Raw genomic sequence first — 20,538 nt, 5'->3', positions numbered from 1 at the left:
TTTCATTTATAAACAGATGATTCACGTCTAATCGCTTCTTCCCGCCATCTTGTCCCGCAAATGACCCGCTCGATATGGAGAAGAGCCGTTAAAAACTATAAGTATTTCTAACTTCTTATTCGCACTGGCATACGAATAAGAAGTTGAAATACTATAGGTGATAGTTCGAGAACTGTCTATCGAAATCATCTAGGGGCACCTCTAAAAACCTCCGTTCATGGTGAGCTTGTCGAACCATGAAAATTGCAACACGTTGATTTATAACGGTTCGTCCTTCGACAGGCTCGGGACGAACGAGCAATTTACGGGTTTTTAGAGGTGCCCCTAGGAGACAAGCGTGGGCCTTTTGAGTTTTCTCACGGCGTCAAGGATTGCAGGGAGGGAGAGTTGCGGATATGCAATGACCCTGTTCCTGCCGGCATCCTTTGCGTCGTAAAGAGCTATGTCGGCATGATCAATAAGGTCATCCAGCTCACGAACATCGTCAGGATAGGAAGCAAGCCCTACGCTTATTGTAACAGGTGTCGATTGGGCGGACTGTGTCTCGGTAAATCTCTGGGATTCGGCCATCTTTCTCAACTTTTCGCCGACCGCCATGGCCCCATTCTTGTCGGTATCGGGAAGGAGCACAATGAACTCTTCGCCTCCGAACCTTGCAACGGTGTCGATCTCACGGATATTACGTTTGAGGATGTTCGAAAGTTCTTTAAGGATCTTGTCGCCGTGCAAGTGTCCGTATGTGTCGTTCAATTTCTTGAAATGATCGGCGTCTATCATCAAAAGCGAGAGGTTTCTGTGAAAGCGTACCGCCCTCTTCCATTCGATCTGAAGCACGGTCTGGAAATGACGGCGGTTATAAAGACCCGTCAGATCATCTTTTATCGAAAGTTCGCGTGCCTTCGAATAAAGCTTGGCGTTCTCGATAGCAAGGGCCACCTGATTCGCAACAAGGTTCAAAAGCCTTATCTCTTCGTCCGAGAACGAATCGACCTTTGGCCTGTGAAAATTTATCACCCCGAAGACGTCTTTCTTGAAGATGAGCGGAGTTGAAAGAAACGAGCCCTGAACTATCTCTTCGCCCTTATAATGAAGAAAGCGCTCTTCTCTTGTTGTGTCGCTTATATAAATGGTCTCGCCGGTCTTTACCGCCTCTCCCGTAACCCCCTCGCCCAGCCTAAAACCCTTGTCAAGCATGTGATCGCTCTCGGCAAAACCATAGGCCGCCCTCACCTGCAAAAACTCACCCGTTTCATCTTTTAAAAGGATGGCGAACTTGTCGAGCTTAAGGCGTTGTTGCAGGACCTCGGTAATGACCCTGAAGAGCTCTTCGGATTCTATCGCAGAGTTGACACCCTGACCTATCTCATAAAGTAGCGAAAGGTCCTTAACAAGCGCTTCGAGCATTTTATTGTTCTCTTTTATAACCTTGCTCTGTTCCGAAAGCTGGGTCTTAAACTTCAGCTCTCGTTGCGCGTAAAGAAGGTCCTGCTCCGCCTGGATCTTTGTGGCGGTGAGGTTCGTTATGTGCGAAAGCATCTGGTTGAAGTTCTTTGAAAGAGATCCGAGCTCGTCGTCGCTTATCTCGGGCGCACGAACAAGAAAATCGCCCTTTTCGGCCCTGCCCATTACGCTTGCAAGTTTGCTCAAGGGTTCATCTAAAAAAAGATGCGTTGCAACGGTGGCAACGCCTGCGACAATAAATATCTGGAACCCCCACAAAACATGTCTGAATGGGACCCCAAGGACAAGGCAACCGGTATCGATCCTTAAAAGAGAAACAAGAACGGTCGAGACAACGAGCATGGAGATATAAACAGCGCCCGTTAGAAGAACTACTTTGATGGGAATAGAAAGTGGCACCGTGCGGTGAAAAATAGATACACCTTCATTTTTCACCGACCTTGGTTTTGCCCTTTTCTTTTTTGAGACACCCTTTTTCACACGAGTTCTTACCTCTGGTATACTTATCGGCTATCTTTAGAAAATGTTGCTATCTTTTTTTGAAGCTCTAACACATTGATATTATTATCTAATAATGTGAGGACGCCTGTGTTCTAAGAGGGCTGGGTTTTCGGCGGGTTTATTTCTTGATTCAAGTTCGGCCGGTATCGGCATTTTGTGGCAGTGCAAGAACATCAAAAGAGACTCCTTCTCTATCCTCCTATGGCCGCCTGGCGTGCGATAGCTCTTAACAAAACCCTTCTTGGCCCAGTCTATTACCGTTGTCTGGTGAATGTGCAAAAGGCCCGCTACTTCCCCTGTGGTGAAAACTTGCTTTTGGTCCATATCTCCATCCCCCTTAGGCTGTCGATAAATTCATCATAACTTTCCTATATAATCTAGCTTTTGTATAAAAAAGTCAAGACAATTCAATGATATTTTATGAATCCAATTCCTCCCTGCACCTCTCGGTGCAGGGCTCCATTGTCGGGGCGAGAGGATTTGAACCTCCGACATCGTGGACCCGAACCACGCGCTCTAGCCAGGCTGAGCCACGCCCCGTTACAAATCGGTTGCAGACCTACACGTTTTTTCTAAAAATTCAAGAAAAACTTATTTTGGGCTCTTCGCGGATTTGAGCTGGTCTTTTGCGGGACAAAATGGCGGGAATCAGCAATTATAGTATTTTAACCTTTGGTAGTAATACCCTTGTTAAAAACTATGAGTATTTCTAACTTCTTATTCGCACTGGCATACGAATAAGAAGTTGAAATACTATAGACGTGAATCCTCTGTTTATAAACTGAAGAAGAAAGTTGTTTTCAAGTGCGACAAGTAGTTATCCACGCGCGCACACCAGCCCGTAAGGGGCTGGTGTGCGTGTGGGCGGGTAACTACTTCTTGAGTATGGCGCAAAAAGTTACCCAAGAATGTTATGAGCCACTCAGCATAAATGTCTCGCAAAAGACCCGCTCGAATCCGCGAAGAGCCTTATTTTGAATAGTTGGCGCTCGCGGTGGGAGATTCCCAGAAGGTCGCGCTCTTAACGGGGAGTCCGTTCATAGATGCGACATTAAATATGGTCCGCGCCATATTTTCAGCTGTTGGGTTCGAATCGAGTACAAAGATCTTTTCGCCGGCGTCATTCAGGATATTAACAAGCGGATCTTCTTTATTCAGAAGCATCCTGTGGTCGATGTTCTCATCTATCCATTTTCCCATGATACTTTTTAGCGTATCAAAGTTCTTGAGCATCCCCAAATCGTCGAGCTTTTCCGATTCTAGGGTTATATCAACGCTACCCGTATGCCCGTGAATGTGTCCGCATTTTCCAGGATCCTTATAAAGCCTGTGTCCATAGCAGAATGAGAACGACTTCGTAATTTGAAATATGGGATTTGTTTGGTTATTGGATCTTGGACATTGCGATTTCATATATATCTTCCTCCGTCTATATAAACAGCCTGACCCGTCATGCTGTCGTTTCGCGCCAGAAAAAGTATCGCATCGGCCACGTCGTTCGCGCTAACAGATTTATTAAGCAATGATGCTGCCACGGCCCTCTCGTCGGAGCTTTTTATTTTGAGCTCCGAGCTCCGAACTCCGAACTCTATAACCCCCGGACACACACAATTCACAAGCACATTCGGCGCAAGCGCTTTGGCATAGCCCTTTGTCATTGCAATAACTCCCGCCTTGGTTATCCCGTAGGCCAAAAATTTTGCCGATGGCGACTGGCCGTAGGTATCGGCAATGAGTATAATTTTGCCATTTTTTGATCTTTTAAGATATGGGGTAGCCGCATCTACTAAAAAATATGGCGCCTTTAGATTTATATCGAACAGCTCCTGCCACTTCTTTTGCGGAACATCAAAAACTCCTGCGCAATCTATGAGAACGTCTATTCCGCCTAAAAACTTTGCAGAAGATCTAATGGCCTTCTTGATATTACTTAACTTCGCAAGATCGACCTTTGTCGCGTGGGCCTTGCCGCCCATTTTTTCGATCTCAGCTACCAATTCTGCGGCCGCTATCTTTGATCTATTATAATAGATCGAGAGCATGGCGCCTTCTTTTGCGAGAGAAAGCGTAACAAGACGCCCCAATCTTCCGGCACCACCCGCAACGACAACCCTTTTCCCTTGAAGTTTCATTAGCCTATTAAATCGACCACAGGGCACCAAAATTTGCAACATAAAGTATTTGCGACAAGTATTTTGCGACAAAACCCCATTTTAGCGGGTATATAAACACCCGCCAAATAGAAAAACACCCACCCCCCCCAAAAACGACACATTTATTTTCGTCATCAAATTAGCCCGTTACAACGATCAAGGTTGGCACGTTAAATGCTACTCTAGAAGGGTAACTGCTCTTTCAAATTAAGAATAGAAATGTTTTTACATTTTTTTTGATACGTGATAGTATTCCAGAATAAAAGAAAGGAGGATTGGGCGCATAACGAGTTAGGGTAAACGTAGCATACAATAACATTATTATCAAAGGCCTCATCTGATGAGGCAAGGGGGTTATTATGAAGATAAAGAAACTAGTAGGAATGACGGCCGCGATCGCCATGGTGGCGTTCTTTGCCTCGTGCGGCGGAGGAAGTTCCTCTGGCAGTCCGACCTCTCCCGGCGACACCGCAAGCGTGAAAGCTCTCTCGGATATCCCCACGCTCGATCTCTCGAGCTATGATTCATCGAACAGCGGGAGCGCCAATCTTGCCAAGCTACCAAAGGCGAACATTGCTAAGACCTTCGGCGAAGGCATGAGAAAGGAAGGCGGTTCATCGCGCGCCGGTTGCGAGGCCAACATGCACAAGAACGAGATATTCCGCATGAGCCAGCAGGTACAGCTTGACCGTTGCTATCCAAAGGCAATGGAAGCCGCGGGGCTCATTACTATTCCAACCGGAAGCTATGCCTACTACCAGATAAAGAAACCCCAGGAAACAGAAGAAGACAGGGGCAAGATGTGCGAAGGTGTCACGCGTGAAGAAGAAAAGGCAAAATGCATGGAGGGTGGTGAAGGCCCGGGCAATGGCGGAATGAAGATAAGGATAGGAAATATCGATAGCGAACTTCAGATCGATATGTGCGAAGGGGCAGAAGGCTCGGAATCGCTCGTCCATGAGGCTACATACGGAGCCAGCGGATCTGTCTACACAGCTGGAGTAGTCCGCATTGGCGCATGGGGCGGACATGAGGAAAAGGGGAAATTCTTGGTGAGTCTTGACCTCGGAACAACAGGAACGGTAGTGGATGAGGTGCCTACTCTTGGAAGCGACAGCACGCTTGGGGCCGAAGGATGGATGAGCGGCGGATTCGGAAGCGGCCACATTGATTTCGAATATGTCGGTACAGATTCGAGCAATAAAATAATCGGGGCCTTTGGCGGAGAGTTCTCAGACCCTTTCACGAACACGTCCTCTATTTTTGACGGAAAGACATATGCCCACTTCAATAAGGACGCGGGATGCGCAAAATTCAGCTTCAGCGGAAAGATGCCTGGAATGCGCGTCACCAATATGATACCGTATGATATTCCTACCGCAAATAAGGCGGATTTCTTGACAAGACTAAGCGTGGAACTTGGGATCGACATCACAGCGGCCAATATGAACGACATCGTGCTATGCCCAAACCCGCTGTTTGATCCAGAATCGCCAAGCAATACCGTCAAACCGATGGTGTTAGGAGAAGCGGGCGGCTCATGCGGACAAATGGAAAATGTAGGCGTTGAATGCTTCGCGATTTCCAACGTGGCCAGCACTGGCGATTTCAGTGATACCACGTATTCGCAGTTCTTCACAAGAATCGCCTCAACAGGCGCTGCATATTATGACGAGGTGAGCGCTTACGATGTTGCCAGTATCAGTAAAGACACAGGCTCGATAGCATTCTCGAGAAACTGGGATTGCGCGGGAACGTTCTCGGAGATCAATTTTCAGAATATGACCGAGTCCCAGATGGCAACAGCTGAAACGCAGATGATGAAGTGTCAGGCGATCGAACAGAAGGCTCGCAATAATGAGGGGATGGGCGGATACAACTGCGGCGAGCAGGAACAGAGCAATGGCATGGATGAAATGGCAAATGACGGCGGCGGAGCAGAGGCCTTTGGCGTGTTCGGTGGAAAACTGAGTCTCTCAACGAATGACTGTCCTGACCCATGGCCGATCCCGGACAACGTGTTCATTGCGCCTGCGAATCCAGTAGAAAAAAAGTATTGCTTACCGAAAGAGGGCACATGCGAGGAGTTTACGATTCCAGCTGACCCAACCGGTTTTTTTGACGTTAATCTGGAATGGGGAGAAGGTCTAACGATCAATCAAATGCTGTATAACGACGACGCGGCCCCAGCTACCGCACAGATCAACTGGAAATACAATGAAGACGGCCCCTGCGCAGCGAACTATAACATGGAACAACCCGACTTCCAGCGCGAGGGGGGCGGCTTTGATGGCGAAGGAGGAGATGACCAGCAATACATGCCAGAGGCATGTAAAGATAAGGGGTTGACAGACCCAGCGGCATGCCAGCAACTCTGCCAACAGCCAAGCAATCCATGCAACTTCCAGGGCCCGCCACAATGAGGTGTTTTCTGAACCGGAACTTGACCCCGCCGCGTAAAACCGGCGGGGTTTTTATTGCTTCAAGGATCCGATGAATTCAAGTTCGCGAAAGACCTCATCGTCTTTAAGACCGGACTTTGAGACCTCTTCCAAAAGCGGCCTCGCTTTTTCATATTCAGCGGCGCCAAAATAGGCAAAGGCCAGCTTTTTCTTCAGATCGATATTATCAGGCATCTGTTCCAGCATCTTCTTGTACGTTGCAATGAGCGGCGCGTACATCTTTCCCCTCAGACGCTCCTCTCCTATCTTCTTCAGCTCACTCCCGATCTCCTGGGAGGTCATCGAGCCCAAGCTCTTTGCACCCCCCTTTGCCTTGTTGAAATTTATGACAAAGAGAATGGTCCCGGCGACCAGAACGATCACCGCAAAAGGGATAAAAATAAAAATCGCTTTCTTTTTCATGTCGTTATTAATATCAAATACTCATTAAAAATCAAGCTGTTATATTGAACGTACAATATATATCCATAATATGTATAAAAATTCACTTGTGCCTAAGCTTCCAAAAAGATATAATTACCCCAAGAAAAATCGAGAGAAGGAAAATGGCGCAAAAATTCATATCGCAACAAGAGGGATCGGAAGCTCTTTAATGGCCCGTGACATTACTCACGGGTTTTTTGTGTAAGGGCCGTTAGCATTTTCGAGGGAGGGGAGTATGGCAACATCAATTGCCGGAATACCCTCGGCGCCATTATTAGCTGAATTGTGCATTGCGGCAGAGCCTCCTTTTGAGGACGTTTCAAAATCCTCATCATTCAATGACGAAGACAAAATTTGTTTTCAAGCCGACGCTGAGATGCTTGGCATTGTAAATATCATGCTTGGAGGTCTTAAATGGCTTGGAAGACATCTGGGCGGAAAGCTGGGAGAAAGGCTCGCCCAGCCGCTGGTCAGGCAGATCAAGAGATTGATCCCAAAGCCCCCCACTCCAAAAGAAACGCTTGTTTACGAGACGCTATATGATGCCCGCTCTTTTTCCAACGGCGTGGCAAGACTCCTTGGCGAATGGCCCGACATGAAACCGACGGAAGCCATCAAACATTCATTCGATCTGCTTTTCAGGTTCGACCCACATCATCCCTTAGCGAAAATAAATCCGGACCCATTCATAATAACCGCCCATGATATAAACATCATTGCAGAGAGGTACGGCATCTCCCCCATGCAGGCCTATTCGATCGCAAGACTTTCGGCAGAGGAGCATGGGTTCGGACAACGCGGTGAATGGAGCCTGATATTCGCAGCGATAGCCGAGGCAAAGATGGCAGAAGGGCCGGCAACCATCGACCCTTCCGTTACAGAATCACAACAACCGTTCCTTAAAGAGATGCGACACGATAGAATAATGATCGAGCTGGACGCAATAAAAGATGTGCTAAAAGAATTGAGCTCTGCCCTCAAGGCTACTTCTACATCTAAATCCACGGTGCCGAACGTTAAGCTAAATCAGTTCGATATCAACATAAGCAAAGAGGTGATGGGTAAACCAATGGGCAGGTTCACCATCTCCAAACTAATGGACGACCTTGCGGAAAAGATAGCTTCCGGCTCAAAACTTACAAAAACAGAAGAAGAATTCATTGTAAGACTCGTTGAAAAAAATCCCGTCGTACAAAAGATAATTGACGCCAGAACGAATCATGCCGACATCGCCCTTAGAGGCACCAATCTGGCCCTCAAAATGACGGAGCAGGCTCAACTTGGAGAATATCCGTGGTTCCTAAGGATACTTAAAGAGGTTGCGGGTCGGGAGGGCCCTATGAGGGTCGGAATAATCGTTCAAAATGAAGCGGGAAAAGAAACAGCACGTTTTGAATTCAATCAGAACGAGCCTAGAATAGGCAGAGGCCCAAAGACATCTCTCTATGTGGAAGGAGAGCCTCATCCTGTAAGCCCTCTTTCGTTCGAAAAGGGAAATGTGTTTGTCGTAAAGGGGAACGCTGAAACGATAGAGGACGCCGTTATGATAACGGATGGAAGGAGTAGGAGCTTTTTTATATCAAAGTCCGATACAGAGAGATACCGCAGACTTGCAACGGAGGTTACAAACAATCGATCACTTGCGAAAAGCGAAGTGGGAAGAGCTTACTTAAGGTTCTTTAACAGACTGCAGGCAATTCGGGCCTTCGTTCACAAAGAAAGTTTTCAGATCGAATCAGGATCGCCTTCCGAAAAGATATCACGCCTAGCGACCAAGTTGGCGAGACAACAATGGAGCGTCAAATTGGAACAGACGATCGACTGGCTGCTAAGGGAAACGTCGTCGAAGATGTCCGTAACAGGTCCGGAGAACACCGGTGAAGCGGAAGCGAACGTTCTTAATGACCACATCACAAGGATAAGAAAGGCGTTCATAGAACATTTTAAGAGCGAATTCAGGGGGGAATTCAAGAAATCGCTCAGGAATATGGAAATGGCTATAATTGCAGGAGACCCTGTAGCACGAAACGCGGCGGTCGCGGAGATAAAGGCGTTAATGGCACAACAACTTGGTGAGGTGAGAGAGGCAAATCTTTTGGCGCTTGACCTATACGAAGAGGTCGCTGCATGGCGCGAGGTGGACAATCTGAAACGCTATATAAATAAGGAGCCGCCTGAAAGGCTCAGGAATGTGGTGGTTGCGCGTGGTGTAAATAAGAGCATTGATCCAACTCTGAGTAAAGCACGAGAATATGCCACGCTTGGTTCAACCGACAGGGCGTTCCTTGAATATGACAGACTCGTGGTCGATGACAGAACGCCGGTCTCCGATAAGATAATAGCCCAGGCTGAAAAGGCGCGCCTATCTGTTGAAAAACTCCAGTTCCAGCGGGCAAAGCGCGCGGTCGATTGGATAGACTGGATGAAAGCGATAGGAAAAGACGTTCCGCCGGAGGCGGCCGTCATTCTGGAAAATCTTCCGCCTTTGAACGGAGGCTCAAAAGTGGTTGTTCGCTCGAAGGAAAAAGCTCAGCCAAGAACCGGCGAGTCCGCGACACGACCTGCAACTCCGGAAGATGCTATTGAAATATACGATCCTAACCTATTTAAACCCGCCATAGCTAAAAATTTCATAAGAAATATACATAAATTCTCTGTTGAAATAGGCGGACCGACTATCTTTGGAGCGTTAACGTTCCTTTGCGCAAGGGATGTTGTGGGGGCGTTGTTCGGAAAACCCGATTCTCATCTTGAAGCGGTAGCCCAAGGCTATTCTACGATCGCGACCGCTGTTGTTATCGAAAAAACTCTTCAGGTGGCCGCAGAAAAGATATTCAAGGGATATTCCGCGGCGGCCGGAGCAATGGGGCTTAAGAGCTTCTTCGGAGGCCTCGGCGCATCAGCTTTTATATATAAAGGAATAGAAGGAACAGCCACAAATCTCGGGATGTCCGAAAAGGCGGCTGAAATCACAGGACTCGTTGGAACGGGCGTTGTCTACGGCGCATGGAAACCGGCCGCACAGCGGCTTCTTGCGCCCGAAATCGCAACAAGGTTCATTGCCAACACAGAAAACCTTTTGAGCAAGGGCGGTCTTGTTTATCTTATTGCCGATGCCGCCCCCACCCTTGCAGAGGCAGTATATAATCAGTTCGACGAGCCGGCATCAGTAGGCGCAAGAGAGGAATGGTACTCTGCAATGAAGAAATATCGCAACGACAGGGCTATATTAGGTGATGCTGACGATGTAGCGTGGTACGATAGGATAGGAAATTCGCTGTTCAATACCGTGGACATCTTCGTCCCCGCCGCATGGCACAAGTTCGTCGATCCCGTATTCGATGAAAATGTCATGAGATGGCAGATACAGTGCGAATGGAAACTTAAGAACGGTTATCCCTGTGGGTAATATCATCCTGAGCGAAACGCGAAAAATCCAGTAAAACAAATTAACAGCACGGGATTCTTCGCCTTCGGCTCAGAATGACACTTTTTTAGAAGCTGTAGACAAGATTGGTAAAGATAATGTTCGCCTGCGAAGGTCCGCTCCCCTTGTATGTGGTCCTCATATGGTCGTATTCAAGACCGACATGGAAAGGTTTGATCGGGAAGACCCGGAAATTTGCGAATGCCACATGGTTCCTGTCGACGTTCCCTGTAGCGACCTTGGACGACTTCATGTCATCGATACCGTAGCCTACGGCTGTGTCAAACTTGTCCCACCACTGCGAGGCTATTTGACCCCATATGCCGAGGTCGCGACCGCCCCAGCTATTGCCTGTAGAATTGACGTAGCTTAAGAATATACCCATGTCCTGGCCGTATTGCACTTCTGATGTGAACTTGAAATATTTATGGAAAGGAATGTGAAGGCTGCCTGCAACGCCCGTCATTTTCTTATATCCGCCGTTTATGGTGTTCGTCCCCATAATACCGGATGCTGCAAGGACGAGGTCACCATATTTCATCTTGCGGTTATACTGTGCCAGTGCTTCACCCAAGGGGATGCCGCTCGATATACCGCTGTTCGTAAGATCATCTGTGTTAGAGGGGAGGTCGGCGCTTACTGCGGTCTTTACGCTGTTAACATCGTCTATGATAAAATTATAGGTGAACCTTACCTGAGGGCGGCGGAAACCCATGTTCCCCTGGAACCACAGGTTACCTCCAAGGCTCAAAGACGTTGTGTTGAGCGGTGAAAAAAGGTCCCATGTCTGTCCAAAGAGAAGCGACCAGTTGTCGCTTGATGCAAGCTCTCCGTAAAGGTGCCTGATCCTTGGAATAGGAGATGTACCATATGACGTTTGATTCAACACATTGACGAAATCAAGCTCGAAAAGACCCTTCATGGTAAGCTTATTGGAGATTTTAGAACCGGTCCAGTTAAGACCTATACGGCTGTTCTGAGGGGTAGCACTGAACCAAGTATGGCGTCCGCCGTTCGCTACGTCCTTATTTATAACCCTTGACTGGGCGGCGACCGAATTAAGCCCGCCGTACAACTGAGTACGCGCAGTGCCAAGGAACATCTGTGCGGCAACGAACCCGTAGAGATCGACCGGGAATTTAGAACCTACGGCCGCCTTCTTTGATGGGTCTTGATTCTGTTTTTTGAGCTCGTCTATCTGGCTCTGAAGGTCGTCTATCTTGTCATTTAAGCTTCCTGCGAATATCTTTCCCGTCGGGATCGACAATAAAGCTGCTGCTAGAATGAGAAGAACTATCTTTTTCATTTTGGGGCTCCTTTTATTTTTTTGAGCCCCTAACAGTTAAGAGGTTCTCAATCAAGTAAAAATTTGGCCTCTTCCTCTGCACCCTTATATTTTCTTTCGGAAACGGCCTTAAAATATGGCTCTTTCCCCATTTTTGCCATCCATTCGCGCCTGATCTTTATTTTTTCCCTTTCCGATAATTTCGTTCGATACTTACTAAGCTCTTCGACTGAAAGATGTGAAAGCACATATGACGAGTGAATGAAAAGCGCCGCGCCGCCGATATGACCGAAACCAAGACTTGTAATAATGACCGACCTTATTGCGCTATCTCCAAGCTCTATCGTTTCGTCGGTAAATGAAAGAGTGTTAAATCTTTTCATCTTGTTGTCCACGTCTTCAAGATTTCTGTTGCCAGGGACAGTTCCTGAACTAAGCATCTGCACCGCGGCGTTAGCGGCCCAAGCCCCTGAGCCACCTTTACTGTGACCCAAAAGCGATTTTTGTGAATGGACGATGAGCGGGTTCCCCTCGCGCCTCCCGAGCTTTTTCTGTATCAGATGATGAAGCTCGCTCTCATTGGGATCGTTGGCGCCTGTCGAAGTATCGTGTTTTGAAACAACGGTGATATCATCTGCTGTCATTCCAAACCTTGAAAGCGCTTTTCCAAGCGGAGAATCGTTTCCGCCCCTTGCTATTGAAAGAAGGCCGAGCCCCGGTGCGGGAATCGACGTATTATAACCGTCTGAATGTGTGGCGGTGAATCCAAGTACCGCATAGATAGGAAGACCCATCGACACCGCTTTTTCGAGCGTCGTTACCAGCATCGTTCCGCCGCCTTGCGCCTCTATAAACCCGCCCCTTCTTGAATCGTTAGGACGGCTCATCTTTTTGATATCTATCCCCTTTGCAAGCATCTCGTCGGTTGAGGCCGTTGCCGCCATGTCGGCAAAACCTATCATCCCTTCGGGGTTTAGGTCGTCGAACCCTCCGGCAACCACAAGGTCCGCCCTGCCCGAAGTGATAAGGTCAAATGCCGCCGAAAGAGAAACCACCGCCGTCGCACATGCGGCAACGGGATTTATTGAGGGGCCGTATCCGCCGGTGAAGCTCTGGGTTATCCATGCCGGTATCGTGCTTATAAGCGTCTCCTGAAGAACATCGCCCTTGCGTTCCTTATCCTCTTTCCAGTCGTGATAGAGCCGATTCAGCGCCGTCATTCCGCCCATTCCGGACCCTTGAGTATTGCCTATCTTTGAAGGATGGATCTCTTTTGAGAGTTCATCGGGCGTTAACCCTGCCGAAAGAAAGGCTTCAGATGAAGCAACGAAATTAAAGAGTGAAAGCCTGTCGATCTGATAGGCAAGATCCTTGGAAACGCCGAACCTTGAGGCGTCAAAGCCGGTCGGTATCTGACCGGCAACATATCGGGAATGGGAGATGACCCTGGGTAGCTTGATCGTTGAACCTTTTTTTGCCTTTATAAAATATTTTTGGGTCAATTTATCCTGCGTAAGTTCTAGGTTCTCGCTATTAAGATATGATGCCGCCGCCGCCTTCGATTCCAGCGGAAACAGAAGGTCGTCCTCAAGGATGATATCGGAGTATACAGTCAAAGCCTTAGGATCAAAGCCGGCCGCATCTTTTTCGACCGTTCTTATCCCAGTGTGATCCAAGATATGTGCGCCGTATCTTTCAATGACCTCTGATTCTGCTACCGCCTCTTCTGTCTTTGAGTCTACCCAGCCGACATATTTATCGGTATTTGAATATTGAATGAGCCCCATGAACCACGCAAGCTCGAACGCAGAGGTTACGGTAAGTTGACCGTGCGTCTCGAACTCAAATCGCGAGCGCGCGTTGCCGTAGGGTGAGACCTCGCCGAAACCGATGATGACCGGAATTCGTGACCGGTCGTCGGCGCTCGTCAAGGGTTTGGAGTCTAGTGGTTGGGGTTTGGAAAAGGCGTAGATATTTGGATCCGATTTCTTTGGCCCTTCTGAAGCGGCAACCCATCGACTCCGCTCGGGGCATGCTTTTGAACCACCCCTCGACTCCGCTCGGGGCATGCCTTTCACCTCTTTTATTATCTTTCCCAGCCCCTCGACCCTACCTATCCCTCCCGAAAGATCAAAGATGCCTTGCGGCTTGTCTAAAAGTGAAACTATCAGATCGGACATCTCGCATTGGGTATAGGTCTTAACATCGAATCTCTTTTCAAGTTCATCCGCCACAACATCGTTGGCCCTCATGAGTCCGGTCCCCCTTGTCCATCCAATGCGCGCACCGATGAACTTTATATATTTTCCAAGGGTATCATATTCCGAGGTCGATTTATTGATAAGCGCTTCCAGTGCAAGCTTTGTCTCGGCGTAGAATCCGTCGCCGCCGATCTCACCATGATTGGGAGAGAGAGGTAGAACGCACGTACAGCTAAGATTGGTCTCCCTTGCCGCGCGAGCCGTTTCTCCCGCAAACCAAACGACCCCCTGCAAAAGTACGCGAAGCGTAGTGGACGACTCGCCGCCCAAAGAATCCGCAGTATAACCCAGCTCTTTAACCGCACCGAAAGGTATTAGATAGTCGGGAATATTGAATCTTGAAACGGTCCACTTGATCAACTCCTCGATATCACGCCTTGAACCCTGATTTGCCGGTAGAAGATAAAGCTCGCTTCCGTTCGAACAGGACGACTGATAGAGCTTTTTGAAGAACTCGACCCTCTCGCCACTATATGTGGATGTCGCAACAACGACCCTCGCCCCTTCTTCAAGGAACTTCTTGACTATCTCGCTGGCAATAGAATTAGGGCCGGCGCCTGTGACAAGCGCGATCTTTCCTGCAAATCTTCCTTTTTTCCCCAGACCCTCTTTTATGGCCTCCGCAATATCATCTAATTTATAGAACTCGGCCGTCTTCAAAAGTTCTTCGCTCGCATTCCTTTCAAATATCCGGCTTCCATCTTCCTGCTTCCCTCCTCCTGCTTCTTCATAGTACAATTTCACCATCTCTTTTTTCGCCCACGCCCAGTTGGACCTGAAACTCACGATTTTCTTTTCGTTAAATATGGGCTCGATGACCTTCTCAAACCTCGTCCCAAGTTCTTTCCTTAAAAGCGTAAGAGTTTCCTTGTCGTTATCTTCCGGTTCGCTGATCTTTTCATGAAAACTTGAGCCGGAGATCTTAGCGAACTCCCTTGCAACGCCTGAGAATTTAGCTTCGAGCTCTTTTATCGCCCTTGGGTCCACGCCACCGCCGGAGACCGCGGTCGCCTCTTTCTTGGCAAAGCTGACACCTGCCGACCTTTCATATTCGGCTAGGGCCTTATCTATCCACTTATTGGCATCGTCTTGCGATGAGAGCCTCGTCCTTATACCTATCGGAGAAAGTCCGCCAGCCCTCACCGAATCGCCTTCTCTTGAAAGAAGCGCAATGGTCTTGAGTATGTCGGAAGCATGGCCGTTCGTTATTCCCCATTCGCCTTGCAGATATTCAGCTATCTTCCCCTTTGTAAGGGCGAGCTTATCCTTTAATATATTATCTATGCTCGCGCTCAAATAGGGGCCCATTGAATCGTATTTTGTCCTTTTGACGATAGTCTGTGAAAGGATCGTTAGCGGCTGATTATGCGCATCATCTAGCGGTGCCACTTGAAACTCGTTGCCGATATCTGCAAGGATTTCGTTTCGCCTTGCGGAATTGCCGCCGCAGAGCTTTTCGATGGTGTCGGAATCTCCTATCTCATCCGCCCTCATTCGAAGTTTGAGCGCCAGGATCGTCTTAAGTGAATTAAATGCAGTATCCATAAAATTAGCTCCTTAATATTTCGCCGACATGCACGGCCTTGACGCTTGTCCCAGCGCCTTTTTTCAAAAGCGTTCTCTGCATCATGCCTGTGAGAACGGGTTTTGGCCCGATCTCTATGACGTTATCATGACCTAAAAGACGCTCCTGCGTCTTTATCCATTGAACGGGAGATGCAAATTGGTAGGCAAGGAGCTCGATCAGAATAGTGCGTAAGCATGCCCCGAGCGGAGTCGAGGGGTGCGTGGGCGTGCTCCGACGAGCAGACTCATCCAAAATGCCCTTTAGAATCGGGCTTTCGGTCAACCGGTGCATCCTTTTTACGTAATCAACCGTTGTTTGAAATGGTTCGGCGTTAAGATTCGGGATATAGCGGTCCTTAAGGAGTGACGGTTCGATCTCCTTTGGTATCATTCTTTCCAGTGTCTCCCTAAATGCATCTACTCCGCTCCTAAGGACGGTCGAATGGAACGGGACGTCTATCCCTTCTAAAAGTATCAGGCTTGCTTTGGTTGATCTGTGGTGAGCTTCCTTCTCTTTCAGGAACTGTGTCAGTTTTTTCAAGAGGCGCTTTTCTCCCGTCACTGAATATTGTTCGTGCTCAATATTATAGTTCACCACCTCAAGAGAGCCGCCGTTCTTCTTTGCGATGTCGTTAACAAGCCCCTCTAGTTCTGCATGCCCCATCTTGACGATATTTGGCCGCACAACGCACATACCGTACGGAGAGACCCCGTTCTCATCACGCGGCACAAAGTTCTGCATGGTAAGACCGCGCTGATAGACCGTTTTTATCACCTCTTTTAAGGGTATTATGCCGGATGACGACAGCGCGGCATATTCGCCTAGCGAATGTCCGCAAAATACCGCCTGTTCGTCATACGCCCCCATTTCTTTGAGCTCCGCAACCTGCGCCATCGCAAGGGTTGTAAGTGCGACCTGGGTGAACTGAGTAAGATTGAGCACACCTTTAGGATGAAAGACCTTTTCCCTGCCAACGAACATCTCTTTCGGATTCTCTCTGACTATCTTTAGAATAGAAAAACCGAGTTCTCCCTTGCAAAGTCTATCTGCCCGCTCCCATATATCCCTTGCGGCAGGTGAACTCTCGTATCCATCCATGCCCATACCCTTCTCCTGCGAACCCTGACCAGTGAAGATATATGCCGTTTTGCCGCCCCTTACATATGCCTTCCCGTTCAGCACCGTTATGCCTTCCTTGTTCTTGAGCGATACGGTCACTATCTTTCCCCCTTTTATATTCCCGACATGCTCCGATGTTACGCTCAGTTCTTCCGAAGGGTAAAGAGGGGCCTCAAAGCTTGACTCCCACATGGTGACAAGCGAAGGGTCTTTGGGTGTTAAATGATAACAGAGCTTTGAGAGCGCCGCGGCGGACGTCCACATCCCGTGAACGATCTTTCCCTTAAAGCCCGCCCGAACGGCCACGATGTCATCTAAATGTATCGGATTTTTATCGCCCGAGCTCTCTGCGTAGATCCCTGTATCGTTTATTCCCTTTATCTTATCTTCGAACAGGACTTTAGGGTTTGAAAGTTTTTTCTCTTCGTTACCGTGGTGCGAATCTGCCGTACCTGACATGGCATTCATCGACCTTATAAAGAACCTGTTCTCCATCTTGAGCGAAACATCTTTGCCTAAAATATCGCTTTCAACCGAAAGAACGGCACCGTCGCCGCTCTTATTAATAGCCTTAAGAAAGGAGCTCGCCGTGAGAGCATCTCCCTCGGAAATATACGATGAACCTTCTCTATTATTCTCTACCCTGAAGCTTAGTTGTACAAGTTTTGAGAGGAGCTCTTTGTCCACATTTTTAAGGATGACGGAAAGAACGGTCTCCCATGCAAAGACGAATGACATGGTAAGCGGGGCCTTGAGACTGTTATCTAAGCCCAGGATGAATGGCTTGCCCTTCTCCCCAATAGATGCGTTATATTTTTTGATAGCGCTTTTGGTTACCGAGACCTCCACCGTTTCTTTTTGGGTATCACCCCAGACCTTTTCATACAGAGCTGATACATCATGTTCGGGTCTGCCGGCGGTTACGTGATATTTTTTGCCGCAGAGCTCTTTTAAGATATCTGCAACCGGCCTATCTATATCTTTTATTGCCCCAACAGAGACCGGGCCAGGCATTATGAAGACCTCGTCCGCCGAGAACCTCGGGTCGTGCGACTGCCACAGCGAATCGCTCTTGAACCATTTCTTCACGTTCTCATCTATCACAGGAACGAAATTCACGGGCTTTCCGGGGAGTTTGCAGAGCCACAAGAAATAATCGCAGTCTTCCGGATGAAGAAGAGAATCAAACCCTTTTTTGACGGACCCAAACCTTTCACTTACCCTTTGCGCGAACTTTCTTGCTCGATCCCTGAAAGAGATGTCGTACCATGGGCCAAAGCGGGGTATGTGCGGGGCGATATTTCCCGGCGCCATGAGGGATATCATACGATTTATCACCTCGCCATATGTCATCTTCTCGATATCACCGAAGAATGGCTTTGAGGTTTGCTTAAGCGCTTCTATTATCGTTGCCTTGGAGACGGACGGTTCTTCCAAAAGCCTTGCCGCCTTTGCGGCGCTATTCTCGACATAATATATGTCGGCGCCAAGCGACGACTCGCCGGACGTCATCCCGCTTTTCACCTCGTGTTTCTTTAACCAGTCGCTCGTTCCTTCAAGTCTCTTTAAAAATTCTTTAACGTCGTTATTTGTCCTTGCCTCTTTTGAGGCCATGAGAACGGTCCCCACAAATATGGCATCCACGGGCATTTGCGGAATGTCATCAATGCCGTGCCAAACACCTTCGAACCATTTTAACGCCTCTTCTTTGGAAGATATTCCGCCGCCAACCGCAAGAAGGATGTTTTCCCTTCTTCTTATCCTCTCATAGTTCTTAAGGACCAGGGGTTTTAGCTCTTCCCACGAATGATGGCCCCCTGCTTTTCCGCCTTCTATCTGGATGATCACCGTCATCCTCGCGGAAGAAGCGGGAATCTCGGGGGCATGACCCAGGTCCCCGCTTTTGCGGGGGCGACACGCTACCGCATCCGCAATATCAAGGACCTTCTCTATCTGTTCGCTGGTACCCACCTTAAAAGAGTTGCACCATATCCCCGCCTTATTGAATGTTTCGATCATCTTTACGGCATCGTCCTTTTCCGGGACCCCTGCCGATATGGTCACGCCGATTATGGGATATCCTTCCATTTTTAACTTTGGTATCAGATCGGAATGAAGCTTCCAAAGATACGGGTCTAAAAAGAGCGTGTTTATTATTATCCCTCTCCCCTTTTCCAGCTTCCCCTTTATTTCGTTCAGGCGTTCTCTGAATATGCTTTCTGTGACCTGTCCGCCTCCAGCAAGTTCCACGATAAAACCGGCATTTGCGGCCGCGATCGTGAGATCAGGCTCCATCGTGGTTGGCGTCATGCCTCCGCCGAACACCGGATTATATCCGGTAAATTTAACGAACTTCGCAGGGCCGTATTCCCTCCATGGTCTTTGAATAGAGACGTCCTTTTCATCGGCTGAGATGAACTTGGGATATGTGATAATATTCGAGCCAAAACCTTTGATATTAAGCTCCGTAAGTTTTGCGGAGGCCTCTCCCGGGCCAAAATCTATCACCTGCGAAGGGAGATCGTTCGAGACGAAATTCTTCGTAACCTTCACCCAGTCAACAGAAGTTAAGAACATCATTTGAAGGAGTTCTTCTATAATGTTGCCCGAGCTCCTAAGATCCTTGCCAGTAGCCGTTGAGTAGACCGGTACCATTAGCGAAAAAGGCTTGATCTCGATCTTAAGGCGCTCCATGTCTTTTCTGAAAAGCCGAAGGCCTTCTTTCATATAAGGGGAATGGAACGGGGCGCTCGCCTCAATGAACTCAAACCTCGTATTTTTGTCTTTGGATGATCTTTGGGCCAAAGAAAAAAGCTTTTCGGGTTCACCTGAAACAACCGACCTATTATAGGCGTTCTTTAATGATAGGAATATGCCGTCGTCTTTCTTTAGATCTTTAACGCCGACCATCGAAGCCATGGCGGAAGGATGGCCAAAACCCGCCTCAATGGACATTGCTATCATCTCTTTTGGCAGAGAATATTCGGGAAAAGATTCCTGCATTCTAAGCCCCTGCCACAAAAGCCACTTAGAGAACCCGACCGCCTCATTAATAAGGGCCTCTTTTGAAAGCCCCATCGAAAAGAGGATCGCCGTCATTACACCTTGCGAATGTCCAGAACAGCCCGAAGTTGATCTTACAAGCTCGTTCAATGAAAGACCCGCCGCGTCGGCCGAGAGAAGATTTGCAACCTGCGTCATAAAGACCGCAGGTTGAGAGACAACAGAACTTGATAGGTATTTACTGTCCGGAACCGCATTTTCGTCGGCAAGCCATTTCTTTATATCTATCCCCTGATCTAAGAGACCGGAATGCCGAAGATCATCACTTTTTAATTCTTGGACAAGAGCCGCGGAAACGGCCTCTACCAAGGGTTTTACAGCTGGGATGCCGTTCCATGAACGTTTCAGTTCATCAAACCATTTTCCCCCCTGTCCTCCGAACTGGACGAATAGTTTTATCCGCCCCTCACCCGTCATTCTTATGATAGCTGGTTTCATGTGGGCGATTATCTACTTTAAACGAGATGACGCAATATGGAGCGCGTCATAGTTTAGACGCATGGAGTTAAAGAATATCGGCAGACTTGACATAGCGTCCGTTCCACGGACATTTGAGATGAGCAGGTGACCGGCTGTCCATTCAGCCGCGCTTCCCGATATTTGCCTTTTCAGTCGTAAAATCTGTTTATAAACTGAAGAGGAAAGTTGTTTTCAAATGCAACAAGTAGTTACCCACATGTGGCACGCACCGGCTCTCCCTTCGGGGGCCGACGCGCCACCTGATGGATAACTTTTTAAGGCTCTTCGCGGATATGAGTGGGTCATTTGCGGGCACCTCGACCGAGCGGTGGTAGAAAGGCCGCTATAATTTTAAGT

General features: G+C 48.3%; 10 protein-coding genes and 1 tRNA gene. 2 read left to right on the top strand and 9 right to left on the bottom strand.

Going from position 1 to position 20,538, the window contains the following annotated elements:
* Positions 1–324: 324 nt before the first annotated feature.
* From COV46_02410 to COV46_02390, 5 genes are all read right to left on the bottom strand, one after another.
* Positions 325–1,941 (bottom strand): hypothetical protein, encoded by a 1,617-nt coding sequence (locus COV46_02410; GenBank protein ID PIR17863.1) that lies wholly within the window; start codon positions 1,939–1,941, stop codon positions 325–327.
* An 84-nt stretch (positions 1,942–2,025) separates the two neighbouring features.
* Positions 2,026–2,286 carry a hypothetical protein gene (locus COV46_02405; protein ID PIR17862.1) on the bottom strand — a complete coding sequence of 87 codons (261 nt, stop codon included), beginning with the start codon at positions 2,284–2,286 and terminating at the stop codon, positions 2,026–2,028.
* 138 nt (positions 2,287–2,424) lie between these two features.
* Positions 2,425–2,502 (bottom strand) — tRNA-Pro (locus tag COV46_02400).
* A 429-nt stretch (positions 2,503–2,931) separates the two neighbouring features.
* On the bottom strand, positions 2,932–3,333 hold the full coding sequence (locus COV46_02395; GenBank protein PIR17870.1) for a 6-pyruvoyl tetrahydrobiopterin synthase: 402 nt from the start codon (positions 3,331–3,333) through the stop codon (positions 2,932–2,934).
* Positions 3,334–3,371: 38 nt separating this feature from the next.
* Positions 3,372–4,136 carry a hypothetical protein gene (locus tag COV46_02390; protein PIR17861.1) on the bottom strand — a complete coding sequence of 255 codons (765 nt, stop codon included), beginning with the start codon at positions 4,134–4,136 and terminating at the stop codon, positions 3,372–3,374.
* Positions 4,137–4,474: 338 nt separating this feature from the next.
* Here COV46_02390 and COV46_02385 point away from each other — a divergent pair, with 338 nt between their 5' ends.
* Positions 4,475–6,538 carry a hypothetical protein gene (locus tag COV46_02385; GenBank protein ID PIR17860.1) on the top strand — a complete coding sequence of 688 codons (2,064 nt, stop codon included), beginning with the start codon at positions 4,475–4,477 and terminating at the stop codon, positions 6,536–6,538.
* A 51-nt stretch (positions 6,539–6,589) separates the two neighbouring features.
* Here the strand turns inward: COV46_02385 and COV46_02380 are convergent, their stop codons facing one another.
* Positions 6,590–6,979 (bottom strand): hypothetical protein, encoded by a 390-nt coding sequence (locus tag COV46_02380; protein PIR17859.1) that lies wholly within the window; start codon positions 6,977–6,979, stop codon positions 6,590–6,592.
* 256 nt (positions 6,980–7,235) lie between these two features.
* Here COV46_02380 and COV46_02375 point away from each other — a divergent pair, with 256 nt between their 5' ends.
* Positions 7,236–10,409, top strand: a complete 3,174-nt coding sequence (locus COV46_02375) for a hypothetical protein (protein ID PIR17858.1) — start codon at positions 7,236–7,238, stop codon at positions 10,407–10,409.
* Between the two features lie 85 nt (positions 10,410–10,494).
* Here the strand turns inward: COV46_02375 and COV46_02370 are convergent, their stop codons facing one another.
* The 3 genes from COV46_02370 to COV46_02360 are packed head-to-tail and all read right to left on the bottom strand — an operon-like array spanning position 10,495 to position 20,160.
* The gene (locus COV46_02370; protein ID PIR17857.1) at positions 10,495–11,733 is read right to left on the bottom strand and encodes a hypothetical protein; all 1,239 of its coding nucleotides are present in this window, start codon (positions 11,731–11,733) and stop codon (positions 10,495–10,497) included.
* Positions 11,734–11,780: 47 nt separating this feature from the next.
* Positions 11,781–15,518, bottom strand: a complete 3,738-nt coding sequence (locus COV46_02365; GenBank protein PIR17856.1) for a hypothetical protein — start codon at positions 15,516–15,518, stop codon at positions 11,781–11,783.
* Between the two features lie 4 nt (positions 15,519–15,522).
* Positions 15,523–20,160, bottom strand: coding sequence for a hypothetical protein (locus tag COV46_02360; protein PIR17855.1), 4,638 nt, complete (start codon positions 20,158–20,160; stop codon positions 15,523–15,525).
* Positions 20,161–20,538: the final 378 nt, after the last annotated feature.

The sequence above is a fragment of the Deltaproteobacteria bacterium CG11_big_fil_rev_8_21_14_0_20_49_13 genome, assembly GCA_002796305.1.
Lineage (GTDB): Bacteria > UBA10199 > UBA10199.
This window is presented reverse-complemented; position numbering and strand designations above follow the sequence as displayed.